Genomic DNA, 20,402 nt, shown 5'->3' with positions numbered 1-20,402 from the left:
AATGCTGCAGCGGGACTGGTTTGTGATGACGTGCGCTTCGCCTTCAAAACATCCCCGCAGAACACGACGTGGGCCGACATGCTTGCCATCTGGAAAGCGGCCGACACGATCGACGTCTTCGAATCCGGCTGGACGTTCGACCACTTCTACCCGATCTTCTCCGACTCGTCCGGCCCCTGCCTCGAGGGCTGGACCACGCTGACCGCTTTGGCGCAGGCCACTGAGCGGCTACGTGTCGGCGTGCTCGTCACCGGTATCCACTACCGCCATCCCGCCGTGCTGGCGAATATGGCTTCGGCACTCGACATCGTCTCCAACGGTCGCCTCGAGCTCGGCATCGGCGCCGGCTGGAACGAGGAGGAATCGGGCGCGTACGGAATCGAACTGGGCTCGATCAGGGAGCGCTTCGACCGGTTCGAGGAGGCGTGTGAAGTTCTCAAAGGCCTGCTGACGCAGGAGACGACGACGTTCGACGGCAAGTTCTACCAACTCAAGGATGCGCGTAACGAGCCCAAGGGACCCCAGCAGCCGCATCCGCCGTTCTGTATCGGCGGCAGCGGCGAGAAGCGCACGCTGCGCATCACCGCCAAGTACGCCGACCACTGGAACTTCGTCGGCGGTCCGCCCGAGGAGTTCGCCCGCAAGCGCGATGTGCTGGCCGCGCACTGCGCCGATCTCGGCCGCGATCCCAAGGAGATCAGCCTCTCGGCGCACGTGCGCCTGGGCGAGGACCGCGATTACGCAAAGGTGGTCGACGAGGCCGCCGCCCTGGGCGCCGAGGGCCTGGATCTGGCGATCATCTACTTGCCGCCGCCGTACGACCCGGCCGTGCTGGAACCGTTGGCTGAGGCGATCAGGGACTCGGGTCAGCTGACGAGCTGACGGATTTGGCTACGCCCTCGGATCGGCGCTATCGCGTCGGTTCGAGGGCGTTGTGCACTGCTTTACAGGGAACAGCAACGGGGACCCCAGCTAACACCGGCGTGCCGTGACGGATACCCGTCAGACCCCGAAGCGAAGTAGCTCGTCGGCCGTCACCAGGCGTTCGTTCCTGGCCGGGAATTCACGGCTCTTCATCGGATGACGGAACAATGACCAGGCAATTCGACCCATCCGTGACCGACTGATCGGATTGATGTACACGGTGATCACTCCTGCGACTACTGGTAGCTGTTTCCGTAGTTCTACGTTACCGCAGCACTCTCACCCCGTCATTAGATACCGGACGTTCCGCAAACAGTGTGAGCCACGCCGCAGAAACATCTGATGTTTCTAATGAGACTAATGTGACGTGTGTGACGGTGAAATCTCGCCTATTCGAGATGTGTGTCACATTTCTTCGCTGGTCAGCACACCCGTGGACCGTGATACAGCTCACATTAGCTAATTAAGAAAAGCCCTCAAACTTTTCTCGGTGTTGGTGCACGGCGCGCTCAGGCGCGTGCCAGCTCCTCGTCGAGGAACTCCGGCGGATAGTCGTCGATATCGTCGGACGTCATGGAGATCTCGTCGGGATCGTCTCGCTTTGCCGTCGCGCTCAGTCGCAACCAACTCACCGCAGCGATCACGAAACACACGAACGTCAGCGGGTACCACCCGCTGGCGAGCTGTCCGACCCACAACCGCCGCAGGTCCAGATAGTTCCAGTACACCCCGCTGAAGTACATGGTGGTGTGATTGCGGCCGGGCCGGTGCAGCGTCCACATGAAAGTCATCGCCAGCAGGCCGGCGGCCCGGTAGGCCCAACCGCGCGCCCACTGACCCTGCGTCGTGCACGCTTTCGCGACGAACCAGAAGATCGCGGGGGCGAACCACACCCAGTGCGCCGCCCAGCTGAACGGCGAGACCGCGCACCCGGTCAGGCCCACCAGCACCACTGCCAGCGCACGCTCCCCTCGTCGGTGCGCCCACGTCGCCGCGGCGAGGCAGGCGACAAGTACCAGCAGACTCAACACGATCCACAGCCATTCCGGGCGCGGATCCGGCGCGAAGTACCGGGCGAGAAATCCGTTGATCGACTGGTTCGCGAGGTGCTCGATGGAGCTGATGTGGGCGGTGTCGCCGAGGTGGTTCCAGAACCAGGCACTGTCTCGCGGCAGCAGCGGCCAGGTGAGTGCAGCGGTCGCGACGAAAGTGACTGCGGCAGTGGCCGAGGCACGCCACTGCCGGGTGAGCAACAGGTATGGGAGGAACACCAACGGGGTGAGCTTGATGCCCGCGGCCAGTCCGAGCCCGATCCCCCGCCACCGGGCCTGGTCGGGCCGCAACAGATCGAGCATCACCAGCGCCATGAGCAGGACGTTGATCTGTCCCCACCACAACGTGGCCTGCACCGGTTCGACATCGATGACGATCACCGCGAGTGCGGCGCTCATCACGCCGAGCCGGAGATCTGCGCGGATTCCGGCCAGCCGCAGGATGCGCCACGCGATGAGCGCCAGCAGGCAGATCGAGACGGCCAGCAGAACGTATTTGGCGACGTCGAAGCCGAGCCAGGCGAACGGGGCCAGGATGAAAGTCGCGAACGGTGGATAGACGTACCAGGCACCGCGCAGCGCCGGTTCCTGGTACAGGCTCCTACCGTCCCAGGACGCATGTACCGCAGCGCGGTAGGTGTCCAGGTCGAAGTTGTTGCCGGTCAATCCGAAGAAATGCGTGCTGAACGGCACCAGCTGGTTGTGGACCAGCAGTGCCAGGACAGCCGCAAGTACCGCACCTGAGACGACGCGACGTCGCAGCCTCATACCTAGCGCTGCGGCGCCGCGGTCGGCTTGATCACCACCGGCAGGGCGGTCTGGCCCATCAGGTATCGGTCGACGCCGGCGGCGGCTGCCCGGCCCTCCGCGATCGCCCACACGATCAGCGACTGTCCACGACCCATGTCGCCGGCGACGAATACACCCGGCACGGTGGTCTGGAAGTTGTCGTCGCGGGAGACGTTGCCGCGGTCGGTCAGCTCGACGCCGAGCTTGGTCAGCAGGCCTTCCTTCTCCGGTCCGACGAAGCCCATGGCGAGCAGCACCAGGTCGGCCTTGAGCTCGAAGTCGGTCCCTTCGACCTTCTCGAACTTGCCGGCGTTCATCTTGACCTCGTGCGCGCGCAGGCCGGTCACATGACCGTCGGCGCCGGTGAATTCCTCGGTGTTGACCGAGAAGACGCGCTCGCCGCCCTCTTCGTGGGCCGAGGACACCCGGAACATCAAGGGATAGGTCGGCCACGGTGTCGAGTCTGCGCGGGTCTCGGGCGGGCGCGGCATGATCTCGAACTGGTGGATGCTGGCCGCGCCTTGACGGTGCGAGGTGCCCAGGCAGTCCGCGCCGGTGTCGCCACCGCCGATGATGATGACGTGCTTGTCCTTGGCGGTGATCGGCGGCTGGCCGCTCTCGTCGAGGACGTCGTCGCCGAACTGGACCCGGTTGGCCCAGGGCAGGAATTCCATGGCCTGGTGGATGCCATCGAGCTCGCGGCCCGGGATGGGCAGATCGCGCCACGCGGTGGCACCGCCCGCCAGCACGACGGCGTCGTAGTTCAGCCGCAGCTGGGCCACGGTGATGTCGACGCCGACGTTGACGCCGGGCCGGAACTGCGTGCCTTCGGCAGCCATCTGCTCCAGGCGCCGGTCGATGTGGCGCTTTTCCATCTTGAACTCGGGAATGCCGTAGCGCAGCAGGCCGCCGATGCGGTCGGCGCGTTCGAACACCGTGACGGTGTGGCCGGCCCGGGTGAGCTGTTGCGCCGCGGCCAGTCCGGCCGGTCCGGACCCGACGACGGCGACCTTCTTGCCGGTCTGCACGTCGGGCATCTTCGGGACCACCCAGCCTTGGTCGAAGGCGTTATCGATGAGCTCGACCTCGACCTGCTTGATGGTCACCGGATCCTGGTTGATGCCAAGGACGCAGGATGCCTCACACGGGGCAGGGCAGAGCCGCCCGGTGAACTCCGGGAAGTTGTTGGTGGCATGTAGCCGCTCGATCCCGTCGCGCCACCGGTCCTTGTACACCAGGTCGTTCCACTCGGGGATCAGGTTCCCGAGCGGACACCCGTTGTGGCAGAACGGGATACCGCAGTCCATGCATCGCGATGCCTGGTCCTGCAGCTTCTCGTGGGAGAAGTCTTCGTAGACCTCTTTCCAGTCCTTCAGGCGCAGCGGAACCGGCCTGCGGGTCGGTAGCTCCTTGGACGTGTGCTTGAGGAAACCACGTGGATCAGCCATTGGCCGCCGCCATGATCGCCTCGTCCACGTTCACGCCGCGCTGTTCAGCCTCGGCGATCGCGGCCAGCACGCGCTTGTAGTCGCGCGGCATGACCTTCACAAAGTGCTTCAACGCTCCATCCGATCGATCCCAGGAGTCCAGGACCCGTTGTCCCACAGCCGAATCGGTCGCATCGACATGGGCGGCAATGAAGTCGCGCAGCCACACCGTGTCTTCAGCATCCAAGGCTTCCAGCTCCACCATTTCGGTGTTCAGGTTTTCGCCCAGCACGCCGGCCGGGTCGTAGACGTAGGCGACACCGCCGGACATGCCCGCCGCGAAGTTGCGGCCGGTGGGTCCGAGGATGACGACTTTGCCGCCGGTCATGTATTCGCAGCCGTGGTCACCGACACCTTCGACGACCGCGTGGGCGCCGGAGTTACGGACCGCGAACCGTTCGCCGACCTGGCCGCGCAGAAACGCCTCGCCGCTGGTGGCGCCGAAGAGCACCACGTTGCCGGCGATGATGTTGTCCTCGGCGGCAAAGCCCGCCGGTGCCTCTTCGGCGGGTCGGACCACGATCCGGCCACCGGACAGGCCCTTGCCGACGTAGTCGTTGGCATCGCCGTAGACCCGCAGCGTGATGCCCTTGGGCACGAACGCGCCGAAGCTGTTGCCGGCCGACCCGTCGAAGTTGATGTCGATCGTGCCGTCCGGAAGCCCCTGTCCGCCATAGACCTTGGTCACCTCATGGCCGAGCATGGTGCCGACCGTGCGGTTGACGTTGGTGATCTTGGTGGAGAAACGGACCGCGGTGCCCTTGTCCAGGGCGTCGCGGCTCTGGGCGATCAACTGCTGATCCAGCGCCTTGTCCAGACCGTGGTCCTGACGCGAGCTGCAGTACAGATCCTGGTTCATGAACGCCGACTCGGGCTCGTGCAGCACGGGCGTCAGGTCCAGCTTGTGGGCCTTCCAGTGCTCGGCGGCCTGGGTGGTGTCCAGCGCGCCGACCTGGCCGACCATCTCGGTGACGGTGCGGAAGCCCAGTTGCGCCATGAGCTCACGGACTTCTTCGGCGATGAACATGAAGAAGTTCTCGACGAACTCGGGCTTGGCGTTGAACCGCTGCCGCAGCACCGGGTTCTGGGTGGCCACACCCACCGGGCAGGTGTCGAGGTGGCAGACGCGCATCATGATGCAGCCCGCCACGACCAGTGGTGCGGTGGCGAAGCCGAACTCCTCGGCGCCCAGCAGGGCGGCGACCACCACGTCGCGGCCGGTCTTGAGCTGACCGTCGACCTGGACCACGATGCGGTCACGCAGACCGTTGAGCAGCAGGGTCTGCTGCGTTTCGGCGAGCCCCAGTTCCCACGGGGCGCCGGCATGCTTCTGCGATGTCAGCGGGGTGGCACCGGTACCGCCGTCGTGGCCGGAGATCAGCACCACGTCGGCGTGCGCCTTGGAGACACCCGCGGCGACCGTTCCCACGCCGTTCTCCGAAACCAGCTTCACGTGCACGCGGGCAGCCGGGTTGGCGTTCTTCAGGTCGTGGATCAGCTGTGCCAGATCCTCGATCGAGTAGATGTCATGGTGCGGCGGCGGCGAAATCAGGCCGACACCCGGGGTCGAGTGCCGCACCTCGGCCACCCACGGGTACACCTTGTGCCCCGGAAGCTGGCCGCCCTCACCAGGTTTCGCACCCTGGGCCATCTTGATCTGGATGTCGGTGCAGTTGGTCAGGTAGTGGCTGGTGACCCCGAACCGGCCCGACGCCACCTGCTTGATGGCGCTGCGGCGCCAGTCGCCGTTCTCGTCGGGGTCGAAGCGGTCGACGCTCTCGCCGCCCTCACCCGAGTTCGACCGCCCGCCAAGGCGGTTCATCGCGATGGCCAGGGTCTCGTGCGCCTCGGCCGAGATCGAGCCGTAGCTCATGGCACCGGTGGAGAAGCGCTTGACGATCTCGGAGGCGGGTTCCACCTCGTCGATCGAGATGGGCGGCCGCACGGCGTCGTCACCACTGCGGAACTTCAGCAGGCCGCGCAATGAGGCCATCCGCTCACTCTGGTCGTCGACCAGCGCGGTGTACTCCTTGAAGATCGAGTACTGCCCGGTCCGAGTCGAATGTTGGAGTTTAAAAACCGTATCCGGGTTGAACAGGTGGTATTCGCCCTCGCGGCGCCACTGGTATTCGCCGCCCACCTCGAGCTCACGGTGGGCACGCTCGTCGGGGCGGTCCAGGTAGGCCAGCGCGTGGCGGGTGGCGACGTCGCCGGCGATGTCGTCGAGGTCGATGCCGCCCACCGGGCAGTGCAGCCCGGTGAAGTACTGGTCGAGCACGCCTTGGGAGATGCCGATCGCCTGGAACAGCTGGGCACCGGTGTAGGAGGCCAGGGTGGAGATGCCCATCTTGGACATCACCTTCAGCACACCCTTGCCGGCGGCCTTGACGTAGTTGGCCTTGGCTTGATCACTGCTGATTCCGGCGATCACACCACGGTCGACCATGTCCTCGATCGACTCGAAGGCCATGTACGGGTTGACCGCGGCGGCACCGAAGCCGCACAGCATGGCCATGTGGTGCACCTCGCGGGCGTCACCGGCCTCGACCACCAGGCCGACCTTGGTGCGGGTGCGCTCGCGGACCAGATGGTGATGCACCGCGGACACCGAGAGCAGCGATGGGATCGGCGCCATGGTCTCGTTGGATTCACGGTCGGACAGCACGATGATGCGGGCGCCCTCGCGGATCGCCTCCGAGACCTTGGCGCGGACGTTGTCGAGCGCCTCTTTGAGGCCCTGGCCGCCCCGGTTGACCGGGTACAGGCAGCGGATCACTGCGGCACGCATGCCGTGCTTGTGGCCCCGCACCTCGTGGTCGGGGTCAACACAGATCAGCTTGGACAGGTCGGCGTTGCGCAGGATCGGCTGCGAGAGCACGATCTGCCGGCACGATTCGGGACCGGGGTTGAGCAGGTCGCCTTCGGGGCCGATCACGCCCTGCAGGCTGGTGACCACCTCTTCGCGGATGGCGTCCAGCGGCGGGTTGGTGACCTGGGCGAACAGCTGCTGGAAGTAGTCGAAAAGCATCCGCGGCCGGGCCGAGAGGATTGCGACCGGGGTGTCGGTGCCCATCGAGCCGAGGGCCTCGGCGCCGGTGCGCGCCATGGGCGCCACCAGCAGGTTCAGCTCCTCGTAGGTGTAGCCGAAGATCTGCTGGCGCAGCACCACGCGGTGGTGGGGCATCCGGACGTAGTCGCCCGGCGGCAGCTCGTCGAGCGGGAACAGGCCCGCCTCGATCCATTCCTGGTAGGGCTGTTCGCTGGCGAGCTGAGCCTTGATCTCCTCGTCGGAGACGATGCGGCCCTGGGCGGTATCCACCAGGAACATCCGCCCGGGCTGCAGGCGCAGCTTCTGGACGACGGTGGACGGGTCCAGCGGCAGCACGCCGGCTTCGGACGCCATCACGACGAGGCCGTCGTCGGTCACCCAGATACGGGAGGGGCGCAGGCCGTTGCGGTCCAGCACGGCACCGATCACGGTGCCGTCGGTGAAGCAGACCGAGGCCGGTCCGTCCCACGGCTCCATCAGCGAATCGTGGAACTCGTAAAAGGCACGACGGGCGGGATCCATCGACTCGTGGCGTTCCCACGCTTCCGGGATCATCATCAGCACGGCGTGCGGCAGGCTGCGGCCGCCGAGGTGCAGGAGCTCGAGCACCTCGTCGAAGCGCGCGGTGTCCGATGCGCCGGGAGTACAGACCGGGACGATCTTGTCGAGGCCGTCGGTGCCGAACACCTCGGTGCGGATCAGCGCCTCACGTGCGCGCATCCAGTTCTCGTTGCCGGTGACGGTGTTGATCTCGCCGTTGTGGGCGATCCGCCGGAACGGGTGGGCCAGCGGCCAGGACGGGAACGTGTTGGTGGAGAAGCGGGAGTGCACGATGCCCAGCGCACTTTCCATCCGGTCGTCCTGCAGGTCCAGGTAGAAGGCCTTGAGCTGCGGGGTGGTCAGCATGCCCTTGTAGACGAAGGTCTGACCGGACAGGCTCGGGAAGTACACGGTCTCGCGGCCGGGGCCGTCCTGGCCCGGTCCCTTGGTGCCCAACTCGTGCTCGGCGCGCTTGCGCACGACGTACGCCTTGCGCTCCAGGTCCATGCCGGACGCGCCGCCGATGAACAGCTGCCGGAACGTCGGCATGGCGTCGCGTGCGAGGGCGCCCAGTGAGGAGTCGTCGGTCGGCACCGGACGCCAGCCCAGCACCTTCAGGCCCTCGGCCTCGACGATCTTCTCCACTGCCTCGGCGGCCGTGGAGGCGTCGCGCGACGACTGCGGTAGGAAGGCGATGCCGGTGGCGTAGCTACCGGCCTCCGGGAGTTCGAAGTCGACAACTGCGCGCAGGAACGAATCGGGGACCTGCAGCAGGATGCCTGCGCCGTCGCCGGTGTTCGGCTCCGCGCCCTGGGCACCGCGGTGCTCCAGGTTCACCAGTGCTGTGATCGCCTTGTCCACGATGTCGCGGCTCTGGCGACCGTGGATGTCTGCCACCATTGCCACACCGCACGCATCATGTTCGTACGCGGGGTTGTACAGCCCGACCTTGCTGGGCGCCATTCCCACCTTGCCCTTCAACACGCTTCTACGAAGAAGCCGGCTCGGCGTGGGTGGCCTCCGTGCAGCACTGGACGACGGCGATGTCCCACACGCCATAAGTGGAGAAAACGATAAGGCAACTACCGTGGCAGATGCCAACTTAGCCAAGCCTAACTATGCTCGTTCGGCAACTTTGGAACCCACTCGCCACCCAGTCATCGAAATCGCGAATATACTTGCAGCCCTTGCCATTTCAATTTGACCCGAGCGAGGGTGAACCATCCCCCGACGGGGCCGACAGCCACCCCATACGTCAATTTAGTTTGCCACAAAAATCACATTAGCCCGTTATAGTGCTGTTATATCGATATTCGACATTTGCAGGAAAGCTTAGTCAGATTCTTAGATTTGGGTCGTCAACGTCCCGAGACCTGCGCGACGCTGCGCACACCGGCCTCGGGTCGTAGATCGAGGCGCCGTAGCGACTGCGCATTGAGTGCCACGACAACCGTCGACGCTGACATCAATATCGCGCCGACCGACATCGGCATTACAAAGCCCAGCGGAGCGGCCACCCCGGCCGCCAGCGGCACCGAGATCAGGTTGTAACCCGCTGCCCACCAAAGGTTCTGCTTCATCTTCCGATAGGACTGCCGGGACAGCTCGATCACCGAGAGCACCGATCGCGGATCGGAGCTGGCCAAGATGACGCCTGCCGAGGCGATGGCGACGTCGGTGCCCGCGCCGATGGCGATGCCGACATCGGCCGCAGCCAGCGCCGGCGCATCGTTGACACCGTCACCGACCATGGCCACGGTCAGGCCCTCGCCCTGAAGCTCGGCGACCTTGGCAGCCTTGTCTTCGGGCCGCACACCAGCGAATACCCGGTCGATACCCAGCTCCGAGGCCACCGCGGCGGCCACCGGAGCGGCGTCGCCAGTGATCATCACCACTTCGACACCCAGATCGTGCAGCGCATCGACGGCCTGCCGGGATTCCGGGCGGACCTCGTCGGCCAGCGCCAGCGCTCCGGCCACTTCCCCGTCGACCAGGACGTGCAACACGGTGGCGCCGTCCCACCGTGCGCTGTCCGGGAGGGGCGGTTTCCCGGCCTGCTCGAGCAATGCGGGCCCACCGACCTGCACCCGGCGCCCACCGACCAGGGCGCTGACCCCGACCGCAGGTGAGGAACTGAAGTCGCTCGCCGCCGGAATGTCGAGCCCGCGATGCTTCGCCGCAGCAACGATGGCGCGGGCCAGTGGGTGCTCGGAATCCGCCTCAGCGGCGGCCGCCAACGCCAGCACGTCGTTCTCCGGACGGCTTGTGGCCGCCACCGCGGTGACGGCCGGCTCGCCCTTGGTCAGGGTGCCGGTCTTGTCGAACAGCACTGCCCCGACCGTGCGCATGGTTTCCAGCGCCAGCCGGTCCTTGATCAGGACGCCGCCCCGCGCCGCCCGTTCGGTCGCAATGGACACCACCAGCGGGATGGCCAGGCCCAGGGCATGCGGGCATGCGATGACCAGCACCGTGATCGTGCGAACCACCGCCTGATCGGGTTCGCCGAGCAGTGTCCAAGCCAGCGCCGTCAGCACCGCCGATCCCAGGGCGAACCAGAACAGCCAGCCCGCGGCTCGGTCGGCCAGGCGCTGCGCCCGCGATGAGGAGTTCATCGCCTCGCCGACCAACCGCTGGATACCCGCCAAGGCGGTGTCGTCGCCGACAGCCGTCACCCGGATCCGTAGCCCGGAGTCGGTGGCGACGGTGCCCGCGACCACGTCGTCGCCCACGCCCCGGCGCACTGTCCGCGACTCTCCGGTGACCATCGACTCGTCCATGTCGGCTGCACCGTCGGTGATCGCGCCGTCCACGGGGACGCTGCCACCCGGCCGGACGATCACCAGATCGCCGACCCGAAGATCCGACGGGGCCACGGTCACCACCTGCTCGCCGTCGCCGTCGCCCTCCACCCGCTCGGCCTCGTCGGGCAGCAGCGCGGCCAGCGAATCCAGGGCAGAGGTGGTCTGGGCCAGTGACCGCATCTCGATCCAGTGCCCCAACAGCATGATCACGATGAGCAGCGCGAGCTCCCACCAGAAGTCCAGTTCGTGGTGGAGCACGCCGAGGCTCGCGCCCCAGGACGCCACAAAGGCCACGGTGATCGCCAATCCGATCAACAGCATCATTCCCGGTGCACGCGAACGTATTTCGCTGGCGGCGCCGGTCAGGAACGGGCGGCCGCCCCACACGTACATGACCGTGCCGAGCGCCGGCGAGATCCAGCGCGCGCCGGGAAAGCCCGGAAGGTCGTAACCGAGGAGCATCGCGAACATCGGTGAGAGTGCGACTGTCGGCACCGCCAGCGCCGCCATGACCCAGAACAGCCTCCGGAACTGGGCGACATGGTCGCCGTGGCCCGCATGCCCCGCGTGACCGGTGTGTTCGTGCTCGTGCATCGCATGTTCGGTCGTGGTCATATCGCCACTGTATACCCCTAGGGGGTATCTGGCCACCGTGATGGGCGTAACTGTTGACGGCGATGCACTATCCGCTGAACACCCCGTTGGGCCGCATGGGCGTACAAACCCTTGAGGAGAGCCCGGACCGCTGCGTGGCCTCCATACCCGTGGGCGGCCTACGCAATCCCCTGACGCAACTGCCGACCGTCGCTCCGCTGGCCATGCTGGTCGATCACGTCGGCGGCCTGGTCAACCACTGTCGCCGCAATGACGACGAGTGGACGGTGTCCAGCGAGCTGGCCATCGAACTCACCCCGCACGCGATGGAGCTCGTGACTGCCGCACTCGATGTGCCCGTCGTGGCGACCGCCCGCCCGTTCGGCCCCAAGGGCACCGGCTCACTGAGCCTGTGCGAGTTGACCCATGGCGACCAACTGCTGGGGACAGCGACGGTGCGGTCCTTCCACATCCACGCGCCGGGGCACGTCGTCGCGTGGCCTGCCGACTCCGCCGAGGGCACGCCGCCTGCCACCTTGGAAGACCGCATGTCGGTCGAGGTCGCCGAGACCGGCGGTCGCATCGCGGTATTGCGGCAGCTGCCGGATCCCGTCATCAACAACAGCATCGGCATCGTGCACGGCGGGGTGTCGGCGGCTGCACTGGAACTCGTCGGTTCCGCGGCGCTCGGTGACGACGCCGGCGAGCCCTGGCGAACCGCATCCCTCCGGGTCAATTACCTGCGCCAGTTCCGCGGCGGCAACGAATCTCGTTATGAGGCAAAGGCATTGCGTACCGGGCGAAGTTCCGGGGTAGCCGACGCACAGGCTATCGGCGACGACGGCGCGGTGGCGTTGATGGCCCGGCTGACCGCCTACCGCTGATTGGATTACGGAAACGTAAATTTCACTGTGCGCTCAATTCGGCAACAACGACTCTGCCATCAGCTACTGGCGTGAAACCCTCCGGATGAACCACATCTACGGAGGAGTTCGCCATGAGTACGCCGACAATGTCACATCGATTGGCAGCCGAGTTCATCGGGACGTTCTGGCTGGTCCTGGGCGGTTGCGGTAGCGCGGTGTTCGCCGCGAAGTTTCTCTCCGACGGCTTCTCCGTGGGGATCGGGTTCCTCGGGGTCGCCCTCGCGTTCGGCCTGACGGTTCTGACCGGCGTGTACGCCTTCGGCACCATCTCGGGCGGGCATTTCAACCCGGCGGTCACCCTGGGCGCTGCACTCGCGCGCCGCGTCGAGTGGGCAGCCGTGGTGCCGTACTGGATTTCACAGATCGTGGGCGGTCTGGTGGCCGGACTGGTGATCTATGTGATCGCCAGCGGCAAGGACGGTTGGTCGGCCACCGGGAACATGGCGGCCAACGGTTACGGCGAGCACTCCCCCGGCGGATATTCGCTCACGGCCGTACTGCTGGCCGAGGTGATCCTTACGGCCGTGTTCCTGCTGGTCATCCTCGGTTCCACCGATGATCGCGCACCGAAGGGTTTCGCCGGCTTGTCCATCGGGCTCACCCTGACGCTGATCCACCTGATCTCGATTCCGATCTCCAACACCTCGGTCAACCCGGCCCGTTCCACGGCGGTCGCATTCTTCAACGGCAATGGCGCGCCCGCGCAACTCTGGGCCTTCTGGCTGGCGCCACTGGTCGGTGCGGCCATCGCCGGTGTGGCATACCCGCTGCTGTTCGGTTCACCCGAGAAGCTGGCCGAACGCCCGGTGCGCGAGGACGCCCTTGACCAGCCGCGAGGCCAATAGGTCAGGTCAGGTGGTCGAATTCACCACTGACCCAACGAATATGGGTGTCGGCTGACCGGTGCACTACATCCTTGGCGGCGCTGTCTATCTCATCGCCGCCAAGGGTGTAGAGCCGGTCGTATTCGTATTCATCGAGCCGGTCCACGATCCGCCGCACCACCGCGGCCGACAGCGGGACATGCTTGGGGAAGTTCCGTTGGAACGACACCCAGTTCCGGGCCAGCCCACCGGAGATGGTGTCCCCGACCAGGAGCGTGCCGTCGGCCGTCAGCGCCACCGAACTGCCCCGCATGTGGCCGCCGACGTGAATCAGCCGCACTCCGGCCAACGGTTGCAGCTCGTCGGTCCAGAGCTGGGTGAGCGGATCCGGACCCGGACCCGGAAGCCATTCTTCGTCAAGGCCATTCACATACACCGGCACGTCGCCGAATGCCCTGCTCCAACTGAGTTGCGCACCGAACATGTGGGGATGGCTGGCGGCGACTGCATCGACGCCGCCGAGGCCGTGAACAAGGCCGATGATCTCGTCGTCAAGGTAGCTCGGCGCATCCCACAAAAGGTTCCCGTCCGCGGTCTGCACCAGGAACGACCGGTGTCCGATGGCGAACTTGGGCGCGCGCCGCAGACTGTGCACTCCGCGACCGTGGTCGACGTGTTCGGTGTGATGTGGTTGCGCCGCCAGTTCTTCCAGCGTGATCCAGGTGCCATGCGGGGGCAGGTCTCCACGTTCCTCGATCGACACCGTCTCCGACGTCAACACACAGCTCTCAGCGGGTGCGGTAGCGGAATCCGGGTGTTCCACACCGCATCCCGTGCAAATCCAGGTAGGCATACACCGACCCTGGCACCTCAACGAAGGTTCAGGTCAAGCGCTCTTGCGCCGCGCCTTGCCGGCCGCCCCACGTTCGGTGGGTGCACCTTCATGGGCCAGCGTGCCTCCGGCGCTCTCCAGATGCGCCCGAACGAACCACTGGAACTTCTCGAGTTCGGCGGCGTGATCGATCAGGACGTCCTGGGACACCAGGTCGAGTTTCTCCAGACGGTCGATAGCCTTGCGGATGTCCTCGATCACCCCGTTGTAGACGAGGTCGAGTGCCGCGAGGTGGGCCTGCACGTTGTCACGTCCGACGGAGTAGTCATCCCAGGTGCGGTCAGCGACGATGGCGCCGGGAGTGCCCTTCGGCGATTCGCCCAGGGCAGCGATCCGTTCGGCGACCTCGTCGGCGTATGCCCGCACCAGCGCTACCTGCGGATCGATCATCTCGTGTACGCCGATGAAGTTCGGACCGACGACGTTCCAGTGGATGTGCTTGAGCGTCAGATGTAGGTCGTTGTACGTGCTGAGCTGCTTCTGCAACAGCTCGGCCACGTCACGGCCCTGCTTGTCGGTCAGTCCGGGAATTGTGAACGATGTCATCGGGGCTCCTTTCGGTTCACGATCGGTTCCGTCCCCGGGTACCCGACAACCGCGCCCGGCAATCAGCGCGGCTACAGCGCGCGCAGGTTCGGAATGGCCGAACGCGCACCGAATCGCGGATTCTGAGCCAGCCCACTGGCTTCCAGTAGCCGCACCGCGCGCTGCCGGTGCGGGCGCAGCGGCTCCAGCAGTTCCACCATGGCCTCGTCGTCTATCGGCCGGCCGAGCAGGCTGCGTCCGACCATCGTGGACAGGTGATAGTCCCCGACCGAGATCGCGTCGGCATCACCGAAAGCGCGTTGCACGGTTTCTGCCGCCGTCCATTCCCCGATACCGGGCAGCGAGCGCAGCGCCCGCACAGCTCGATCGGCAGTCAGCCTTTCGAGGGCATCGGCGCGCTGCGCGCAGCCGACGATGGTGCGGGCCCGGCCCGGATCCACGTTGGCCCGGTGGAATTCCCATGACGGGATGCGTCGCCATACCTCCGCGGTGGGCGGCACGCGCATACCGTCGGGTGCCGGCCCCGGAGCGGGGGCCCCGTACTTCGTCACCAACCGCCGCCAGGCCCGCCAGGCGTCCATGCCCGAGACCCGCTGCTCGATGATCGCGGGGACCAGCGCCTCAAGTACCAAGCCACTACGCCCGAGACGCAGATGCGGCACCCGGCGGTGTGCCTCTGCGATGGTCGGCTCCACGGGGTCAAAGCGGTCGGCGTCGTCGTCGGCACCCACCAGCGCACCGAATCCGTCCAGGAACTCCGCGCTACCCGGACCCCACGCCTCGCAGTCCACGTTGTCGGGGGCCGACTTGGTGATGCGCGCGGTCACCGGTCCGGTTTTCATCGCGCTGGTGCGCCAGACCGCGCCGTCGACATTGATCCGGTTGGCCGGGTCGTGCCCACCGCGCCGCCACGGAGCCAGCGTCAGTCCGGGACTGGCCGGGCTGTCGAACCTGACGCTGGTTGAGGGCACCGCTCCAGACTAGGCCAGCGCGATGTCGGCCTTCTGCGAGTAGAAGGCCAGGTGATCGGCTATTTCAGCGACAGCCGGGTAGGGCTGCTCATAGGTCCAGACTGCGTCCTCGATCCCCCCGACGTGGTAGTAGTTCGCCTCGCCCTTGTAGGGGCAGTACGTGGTGGTGGCGCTGCGTGCCAGCGTCTCCCACACGACGTCGGCGCGCGGAATATATTGCACCGCTGGGTAAGTCGACTCCTGCAGAGTCAGGGCATCGTCGGTCTGCGCGATGATCGCACCGCCGACGGTGACGGTCACCCGGCGTCCGGTCGGGGCGATCGTGATGGGGTGGGCTGCGTTTGGCTGCAGCACCTGGCGCTCGGTCATGATCGGCACAACGTCTCAGGCACGGCCGCGGATTCCCGGGCAGACTGGGGCGATGGCAACTATGCAGAAGGCGCGGTTGGGTGAGCTCGAGGTGACACGGCTCGGGCTGGGCACCATGGGCATGTCGTTCGCCTACGGCAGCGCCGGTCTCGACGACGCGGAATCCATCCGCACGATCCACCGGGCCATCGACCTCGGTGTCAACCTCATCGACACCGCCGAGGTGTACGGCCCGTACGTCAACGAGGAATTGGTCGGCCGGGCATTGCAGGGCCGGCGCGACAAGGTCGTGCTCGCCACCAAGTTCGGGATGATCTCCCACACCGGCCGCGACGGGACGGACAGCAGCCCGGCCAACATCCGCACCGCGGTCGATGGTTCGCTGAGGCGCCTGGGCACCGATCACATCGATCTCTACTACCAGCATCGCCTGGACCGCTCCACGCCGATCGAGGAGACCATCGGGGTGCTCGCCGCGTTCGTCGCCGAGGGCAAGGTGGGCCATATCGGTTTGTCCGAGGTGGGGGTCGAGACGATCCGACGGGCTCATGCTGTTCATCCGGTCACCGCGCTGCAGTCGGAGTACTCGTTGTTCACCCGCGATCCCGAGGACGGGATCCTCGATACCCTGCGTGAGCTCGGGATCGGCTTCGTCGCGTACTCGCCGCTGGGCCGCGGGTTTCTGACGGGCCAGATCCGGTCCGTCGACGATCTGGCCGACGACGACACCCGCCGGGCCAATCCCCGGTTCGCCGGTGAGAACTTCGCCGCGAATCTGCGCCTCGCCGATGAGGTGCGGGCCATCGCCGACGCGTCGGGCGTGACGCCAGGGCAGGTCGCGCTCGCCTGGCTGCTGTCCCGCGGCCCCGACATCGTGCCCATCCCCGGTACCAAACGCGTCGAGCGTTTGGAGGAGAACGTCGCCGCCGATGCCGTGACACTCACCGCCGACCAGTTGTCCACCCTCGACAATCTCGCACCGGCTGCAGGCGACCATCACACCGAGGCTCAGATGCGGATGATCGACCGGTAGCCCCCCAACTACGATCGGCCCATGACCGCGCCTGTGAAAGCCACTGTGTCGATCGCCGCCGATCCCGCAGCCGTGTACGCACTCATCACCGACCTGCCCACTCTGGCGTCGTTGGCCGAAGAAGCCGATGCGATGGAGTGGCAGAAAGGCGATTCGGCCACTCCCGGGTCGGTTTTCAAGGGCCGCAACCGCAATGGATCGAAGGCCTGGAGCACGACGTGCACCGTCACCGACGCCGAGCCGGGTAAGACGTTCGCCTTCGACGTGAAGTCCCTGGTTTTCCCGGTCGCGCACTGGCGCTACGACATCACTGCCACCGACAGTGGCTGCACGGTGACCGAATCCACCTGGGATCGTCGTGCGGGTTGGTTCAAGAAGGTCGCTGGCCTGGCCACCGGGGTTCCCGACCGCGATAGCGCCAATGCCGAGCACATCCAACTCACCTTGCAGCGGCTCAAGGAACACGCCGAAGGTTGATTCCCCATCCCACTCAGAAGGGTGGTGGCGGTCCGTATTCTTCGGCGATCCAGGCTTGGAAGTCGCGTTCGAATTTGAGGTCGCCGTTGAGTTCGGCGCGTAGCCGTCGTTCTTCGGCGATGCGGTCTTGGCGGTCTTGTTCGCGGGTTTGGCGGCGGGTCGGCATCTTCGCGCCGCGGTTGGTCTCTGGGGCGTGCGGTTCGGGTTCGGGGAGGTTCAGGTTCCCGGTGGGTTGGGCCAGGGTGGGGAACAGGGCGGCGCCGTGGGGTTCGGTGGTGTAGGTGTGTCCGGTGGGTGAGCTGAATTCGATGGTGCCGTCAGGAAATTGGCGGTCCGACCAGCCGGGGCAGAACGTTTTGACCAGGTGGTGTGCGCGGCAATAGAGCTTGGTGTTGGAGGGGTGTGTCGGGCCCAGGGGGTAGGGCACGGTGTGGTCGATATCGGAAACCACCGCCGGGGCGTCACAGCCGGGGAAGCGGCAGGTGAGATCGCGGAACCGGATGAACTTCGACAATGCTGCTGACGGGCGGTACTGCGGCTCGCCCGCGCCGGCGTCAGCGTTCTCGGTGTGGGCCGTCAGCGCAGTGTTCTCGGTGTGTGTGTCGGTGTGGGTGCTGGTGTGGGCGGCGGGTACCACCACCGGTTTGTGTTTGGCGTTGGCGGCCAGGTCACGCACCGTCTCGGCGGGCAGGATCCCGTAGCCGGGCAGATAGCCCGGATCATCAGAGGTGCCGTCTAGGGTCGATTCGGTGGCCAACACATGGACCATTGCGGCAGTGGCCGCGGCCCGCTGCTGGCTGGCCGGGCAGTCCGGTAACCCGCACAGGCATTGCAGTTGGGACTGCAGGCGGGCCAGCGGACCGATCGCATCGGCGCGGCGTTGGGCATGGGTGCGGGGATCGTGCTCACACACGGTGTCGGCCAAAGCGTCCAGACGTTGATCCAGGGCGGCCCCGTCGGTGACGTCCAGATTGGCCCACACGGTGGCCTTGCCCGGGCTGCCCACCTCGACCTGAACAAACCGTTCCTCGGCCACATTGGGTGGCACCCGTACCCCGTTGGGGTCGAGTTTGGCGATCCACTGATCGATCCGGTCGCGGAGCTGGTTTTCGGACAGTCGCATCCACCGGTGTGCGCGGGTGGCCAGTTCCTCATCCAACCCTGCCCACACCGAGGGATCGACGATGCCGGTGCGGGCGATGATCATCTGCACCACCCGATAGTCGATGTCCCCGGCCGCGAACCTGGCTGCGACCAGGGGCAGTTTGTCGCGCAGGACGCGGGCGTGGTGGATCTGGGTGCCGGCCCGGTGCCGGCTGATCCGCAGGGCAGCCGAGATTTCGGCGGCCACCTCGGCGAAGGGGTCGGTGGTCCAAAAGATCGATTCGGCCAGTTCGTGTGCGCGGCGGGTGTCGAGTTCCCCGATCGCAGCCAGGCGGCCCGCGATCGCCGCCGATTCGGCCCGCGCCCCGACACTGACCCGGTCGATCAGGTCAGCAGCAGAATCGGTGTCGAACATGTGTTCGATTATGCCATGCGCCCACGACACGCGGAGGTGTTATCTATCAAGACATCGGTGACAGTTCTGCATCAGGACATCGGTGACAGTTCCGGCGGTCTTGGTGGTGACACTTGCGCGTCCGCACAGGCCTAGTGCGGCTTGCGGGTGATGATGTCGGCGACGCGCGCGATCGGCGAGGTCTGGGCACTTCCGCCGGCCTCATGCCGGTCTGCCAGCTTGTAGGCGACGTAGAGGCCGCGCACCCCGAGCCAGCGCAGTGGCTCGGGTTCCCAATTGCGCGATCGGTGCCCGACCCACGGCAGCCCGGTGATCGGGGTGTCGCGGTCCAGCACCAGATCGGCGAGCGTCCGCCCGGCCAGATTGGTCGCGGTGACTCCGTGCCCGACATAGCCGCCGGCCCAGCCCAGTCCGCTGGCCTTGTCGAGGACCACCCCGGCCTGCCAGTCGCGTGGGACTCCCAGCACGCCGCACCAGCCGTGAGCGATCGGCACGTCACGCACCTGCGGCAGGATCGAGTGGAGCACGTCGGTGAGCAGCCGGATCGTGCGCGCAGGTACCTGCCCGTCGTCGTCGGTACGTGACGCGAAGCGGTAAGGGACGCTGCGTCCGCCGATCGCGATTCGGTCGTCGACAGTGCGCTGGGCGTAGAAGAAGCCGTGGGCGCTGTCACCGACGGTTTCGCGTCCCTCCCAACCAATTTCGTCCCATAACGCGGCCGGGATGGGAGCGGTCGCGATCATCGAACTGTTCATGGGCAGCCAGTTGCGCCGCAATCCGGGCAGCGCCGGGGTGAAGCCCTCAGTGGCGCGCAGGATGATCGGGGCTCGCACTGTGCCGCGGGCGGTGACCGCCCGTGCCGGAGCGATTTCGCTGACGGGGGTGTCCTCGTAGATCGTCACACCGCGGCGTTCGACGGCCTCGGCCAGTCCACGGGTCAGCCGCGCCGGCTGGATCCGGGCGCAATGCGGGGTGTGATAGGCGGATAGCACACCGTCGAAGCGAATGCGTTCGGCAGCTTGGTCTTTCGACAGCTCCGCCACATCGATACCCCACGACCGCTCCTCTGCGACAGCAGCAGCCAGGCGGGCCGCCTGGGCGGGATTGCGGGCGATCTCCAGGGTCCCGCCCTTTACCGCTCCGGCGTCGATGCCCTCGCGGTCCGCCACTGCGATGACCTCGTCGACAGCCTCGTTGAGTGCTTGTTGCCAGGCCAACACGCGCTCACGGCCGTGCTGCTCGGCCATCCGGTGCCGGTCACCGGGCGCCAGTCCGGACAGCCAGCCGCCGTTGCGGCCGGAGGCCCCGTAACCTGCGAATCGCGTCTCCAGCACAGTGATTCGCAATGACGGGTCGGCCTGGGCGAGGTAGTAGGCGGTCCACAGCCCGGTGTATCCGGCGCCGACGATGCACACGTCGGCGTCACGGTCCCCGGGGAGAGCGGGCCGGGGCGCAGGCAGTTCGTCGAACCAGTGGGAGACCTGGCCGTTTAGCGTGTTGGGCACTGCTGGATTCTGCCAGGAGATGGCTGAACATACTTCTTTCTGCCATGCGCCGATAAGTTTCTGCCACTGGAAATTGTCCGGCTGACCTCTCGGTTTACACAGGC

The 20,402-nt window shown here is 66.3% G+C and carries 15 protein-coding genes; 5 read left to right on the top strand and 10 right to left on the bottom strand.

Features of this window, described 5'->3' with window-relative positions:
- Nucleotides 1-30: 30 nt before the first annotated feature.
- Nucleotides 31-882 (top strand): LLM class F420-dependent oxidoreductase, encoded by an 852-nt coding sequence (locus ACZY08_RS05970; RefSeq protein WP_463744170.1) that lies wholly within the window; start codon nucleotides 31-33, stop codon nucleotides 880-882.
- A gap of 551 nt (nucleotides 883-1,433) precedes the next feature.
- Here the strand turns inward: ACZY08_RS05970 and ACZY08_RS05965 are convergent.
- The 4 genes from ACZY08_RS05965 to ACZY08_RS05950 all read right to left on the bottom strand — a co-directional run bounded on the left by ACZY08_RS05965 (nucleotide 1,434) and on the right by ACZY08_RS05950 (nucleotide 11,257).
- Complete coding sequence (locus ACZY08_RS05965; RefSeq protein ID WP_463743631.1) at nucleotides 1,434-2,744, bottom strand: glycosyltransferase family 87 protein; 1,311 nt, start codon at nucleotides 2,742-2,744, stop codon at nucleotides 1,434-1,436.
- 2 nt (nucleotides 2,745-2,746) lie between these two features.
- Nucleotides 2,747-4,213, bottom strand: a complete 1,467-nt coding sequence (locus ACZY08_RS05960; RefSeq protein WP_463743630.1) for a glutamate synthase subunit beta — start codon at nucleotides 4,211-4,213, stop codon at nucleotides 2,747-2,749.
- Complete coding sequence (gene gltB / locus ACZY08_RS05955) at nucleotides 4,206-8,804, bottom strand: glutamate synthase large subunit (RefSeq protein WP_463743629.1); 4,599 nt, start codon at nucleotides 8,802-8,804, stop codon at nucleotides 4,206-4,208. The genes ACZY08_RS05960 and gltB overlap by 8 nt, the downstream gene beginning before the upstream one ends.
- A gap of 395 nt (nucleotides 8,805-9,199) precedes the next feature.
- Nucleotides 9,200-11,257: a heavy metal translocating P-type ATPase gene (locus ACZY08_RS05950; protein WP_463743628.1), complete on the bottom strand. Its 2,058-nt coding sequence runs from the start codon at nucleotides 11,255-11,257 to the stop codon at nucleotides 9,200-9,202.
- Nucleotides 11,258-11,319: 62 nt separating this feature from the next.
- On the opposite strand from ACZY08_RS05950, the gene ACZY08_RS05945 reads away from it, so the two are divergent.
- Nucleotides 11,320-12,120, top strand: a complete 801-nt coding sequence (locus ACZY08_RS05945) for a PaaI family thioesterase (RefSeq protein ID WP_463743627.1) — start codon at nucleotides 11,320-11,322, stop codon at nucleotides 12,118-12,120.
- 113 nt (nucleotides 12,121-12,233) lie between these two features.
- Nucleotides 12,234-13,007, top strand: coding sequence for an aquaporin Z (gene aqpZ, locus ACZY08_RS05940; protein ID WP_463743626.1), 774 nt, complete (start codon nucleotides 12,234-12,236; stop codon nucleotides 13,005-13,007).
- 1 nt (nucleotide 13,008) lies between these two features.
- On the opposite strand, the gene ACZY08_RS05935 is transcribed toward aqpZ, so the two are convergent.
- The 4 genes from ACZY08_RS05935 to ACZY08_RS05920 form a co-directional block, all read right to left on the bottom strand.
- Nucleotides 13,009-13,839: an MBL fold metallo-hydrolase gene (locus tag ACZY08_RS05935; protein WP_463743625.1), complete on the bottom strand. Its 831-nt coding sequence runs from the start codon at nucleotides 13,837-13,839 to the stop codon at nucleotides 13,009-13,011.
- 33 nt (nucleotides 13,840-13,872) lie between these two features.
- The gene (locus ACZY08_RS05930; RefSeq protein ID WP_463743624.1) at nucleotides 13,873-14,424 is read right to left on the bottom strand and encodes a Dps family protein; all 552 of its coding nucleotides are present in this window, start codon (nucleotides 14,422-14,424) and stop codon (nucleotides 13,873-13,875) included.
- A gap of 71 nt (nucleotides 14,425-14,495) precedes the next feature.
- Nucleotides 14,496-15,395 (bottom strand): DNA-3-methyladenine glycosylase family protein, encoded by a 900-nt coding sequence (locus ACZY08_RS05925; protein ID WP_463743623.1) that lies wholly within the window; start codon nucleotides 15,393-15,395, stop codon nucleotides 14,496-14,498.
- A gap of 9 nt (nucleotides 15,396-15,404) precedes the next feature.
- A complete protein-coding gene (locus ACZY08_RS05920) occupies nucleotides 15,405-15,764 on the bottom strand; it encodes a DUF427 domain-containing protein (RefSeq protein ID WP_463743622.1) in 360 nt (119 codons plus the stop codon).
- 61 nt (nucleotides 15,765-15,825) lie between these two features.
- Here ACZY08_RS05920 and ACZY08_RS05915 point away from each other — a divergent pair, with 61 nt between their 5' ends.
- Nucleotides 15,826-16,797 (top strand): aldo/keto reductase, encoded by a 972-nt coding sequence (locus ACZY08_RS05915; RefSeq protein ID WP_463744169.1) that lies wholly within the window; start codon nucleotides 15,826-15,828, stop codon nucleotides 16,795-16,797.
- A gap of 21 nt (nucleotides 16,798-16,818) precedes the next feature.
- On the top strand, nucleotides 16,819-17,274 hold the full coding sequence (locus ACZY08_RS05910; RefSeq protein ID WP_463743621.1) for an SRPBCC family protein: 456 nt from the start codon (nucleotides 16,819-16,821) through the stop codon (nucleotides 17,272-17,274).
- 13 nt (nucleotides 17,275-17,287) lie between these two features.
- Here ACZY08_RS05910 and ACZY08_RS05905 read toward each other — a convergent pair whose 3' ends face one another.
- Both ACZY08_RS05905 and ACZY08_RS05900 read right to left on the bottom strand, forming a co-directional pair.
- Entirely contained in the window at nucleotides 17,288-18,793 is a 1,506-nt protein-coding gene (locus ACZY08_RS05905) for an HNH endonuclease signature motif containing protein (RefSeq protein ID WP_463743620.1), read from the bottom strand.
- 131 nt (nucleotides 18,794-18,924) lie between these two features.
- Nucleotides 18,925-20,298: an NAD(P)/FAD-dependent oxidoreductase gene (locus tag ACZY08_RS05900; protein ID WP_463743619.1), complete on the bottom strand. Its 1,374-nt coding sequence runs from the start codon at nucleotides 20,296-20,298 to the stop codon at nucleotides 18,925-18,927.
- Between the last annotated feature and the right edge of the window lie 104 nt (nucleotides 20,299-20,402).

This window comes from Mycobacterium sp. IDUB_9, from assembly GCF_055419505.1.
The sequence above is the reverse complement of the archived record's forward strand: the minus strand, read 5'-3'. Positions and strand labels throughout refer to the sequence as shown.

Bases quoted from the DNA above. Each gene is read 5' to 3' on its own strand.
- ACZY08_RS05965 (WP_463743631.1), bottom strand. From the start codon at position 2,744: ATGAGGCTGCGACGTCGCGTCGTCTCAGGTGCGGTACTTGCGGCTGTC.
- ACZY08_RS05960 (WP_463743630.1), bottom strand. From the start codon at position 4,213: ATGGCTGATCCACGTGGTTTCCTCAAGCACACGTCCAAGGAGCTACCG.
- gltB (WP_463743629.1), bottom strand. From the start codon at position 8,804: ATGGCGCCCAGCAAGGTCGGGCTGTACAACCCCGCGTACGAACATGAT.
- ACZY08_RS05950 (WP_463743628.1), bottom strand. From the start codon at position 11,257: ATGACCACGACCGAACATGCGATGCACGAGCACGAACACACCGGTCAC.
- ACZY08_RS05945 (WP_463743627.1), top strand. From the start codon at position 11,320: ATGCACTATCCGCTGAACACCCCGTTGGGCCGCATGGGCGTACAAACC.
- aqpZ (WP_463743626.1), top strand. From the start codon at position 12,234: ATGAGTACGCCGACAATGTCACATCGATTGGCAGCCGAGTTCATCGGG.
- ACZY08_RS05935 (WP_463743625.1), bottom strand. From the start codon at position 13,839: ATGCCTACCTGGATTTGCACGGGATGCGGTGTGGAACACCCGGATTCC.
- ACZY08_RS05930 (WP_463743624.1), bottom strand. From the start codon at position 14,424: ATGACATCGTTCACAATTCCCGGACTGACCGACAAGCAGGGCCGTGAC.
- ACZY08_RS05920 (WP_463743622.1), bottom strand. From the start codon at position 15,764: ATGACCGAGCGCCAGGTGCTGCAGCCAAACGCAGCCCACCCCATCACG.
- ACZY08_RS05915 (WP_463744169.1), top strand. From the start codon at position 15,826: ATGCAGAAGGCGCGGTTGGGTGAGCTCGAGGTGACACGGCTCGGGCTG.
- ACZY08_RS05910 (WP_463743621.1), top strand. From the start codon at position 16,819: ATGACCGCGCCTGTGAAAGCCACTGTGTCGATCGCCGCCGATCCCGCA.
- ACZY08_RS05905 (WP_463743620.1), bottom strand. From the start codon at position 18,793: ATGTTCGACACCGATTCTGCTGCTGACCTGATCGACCGGGTCAGTGTC.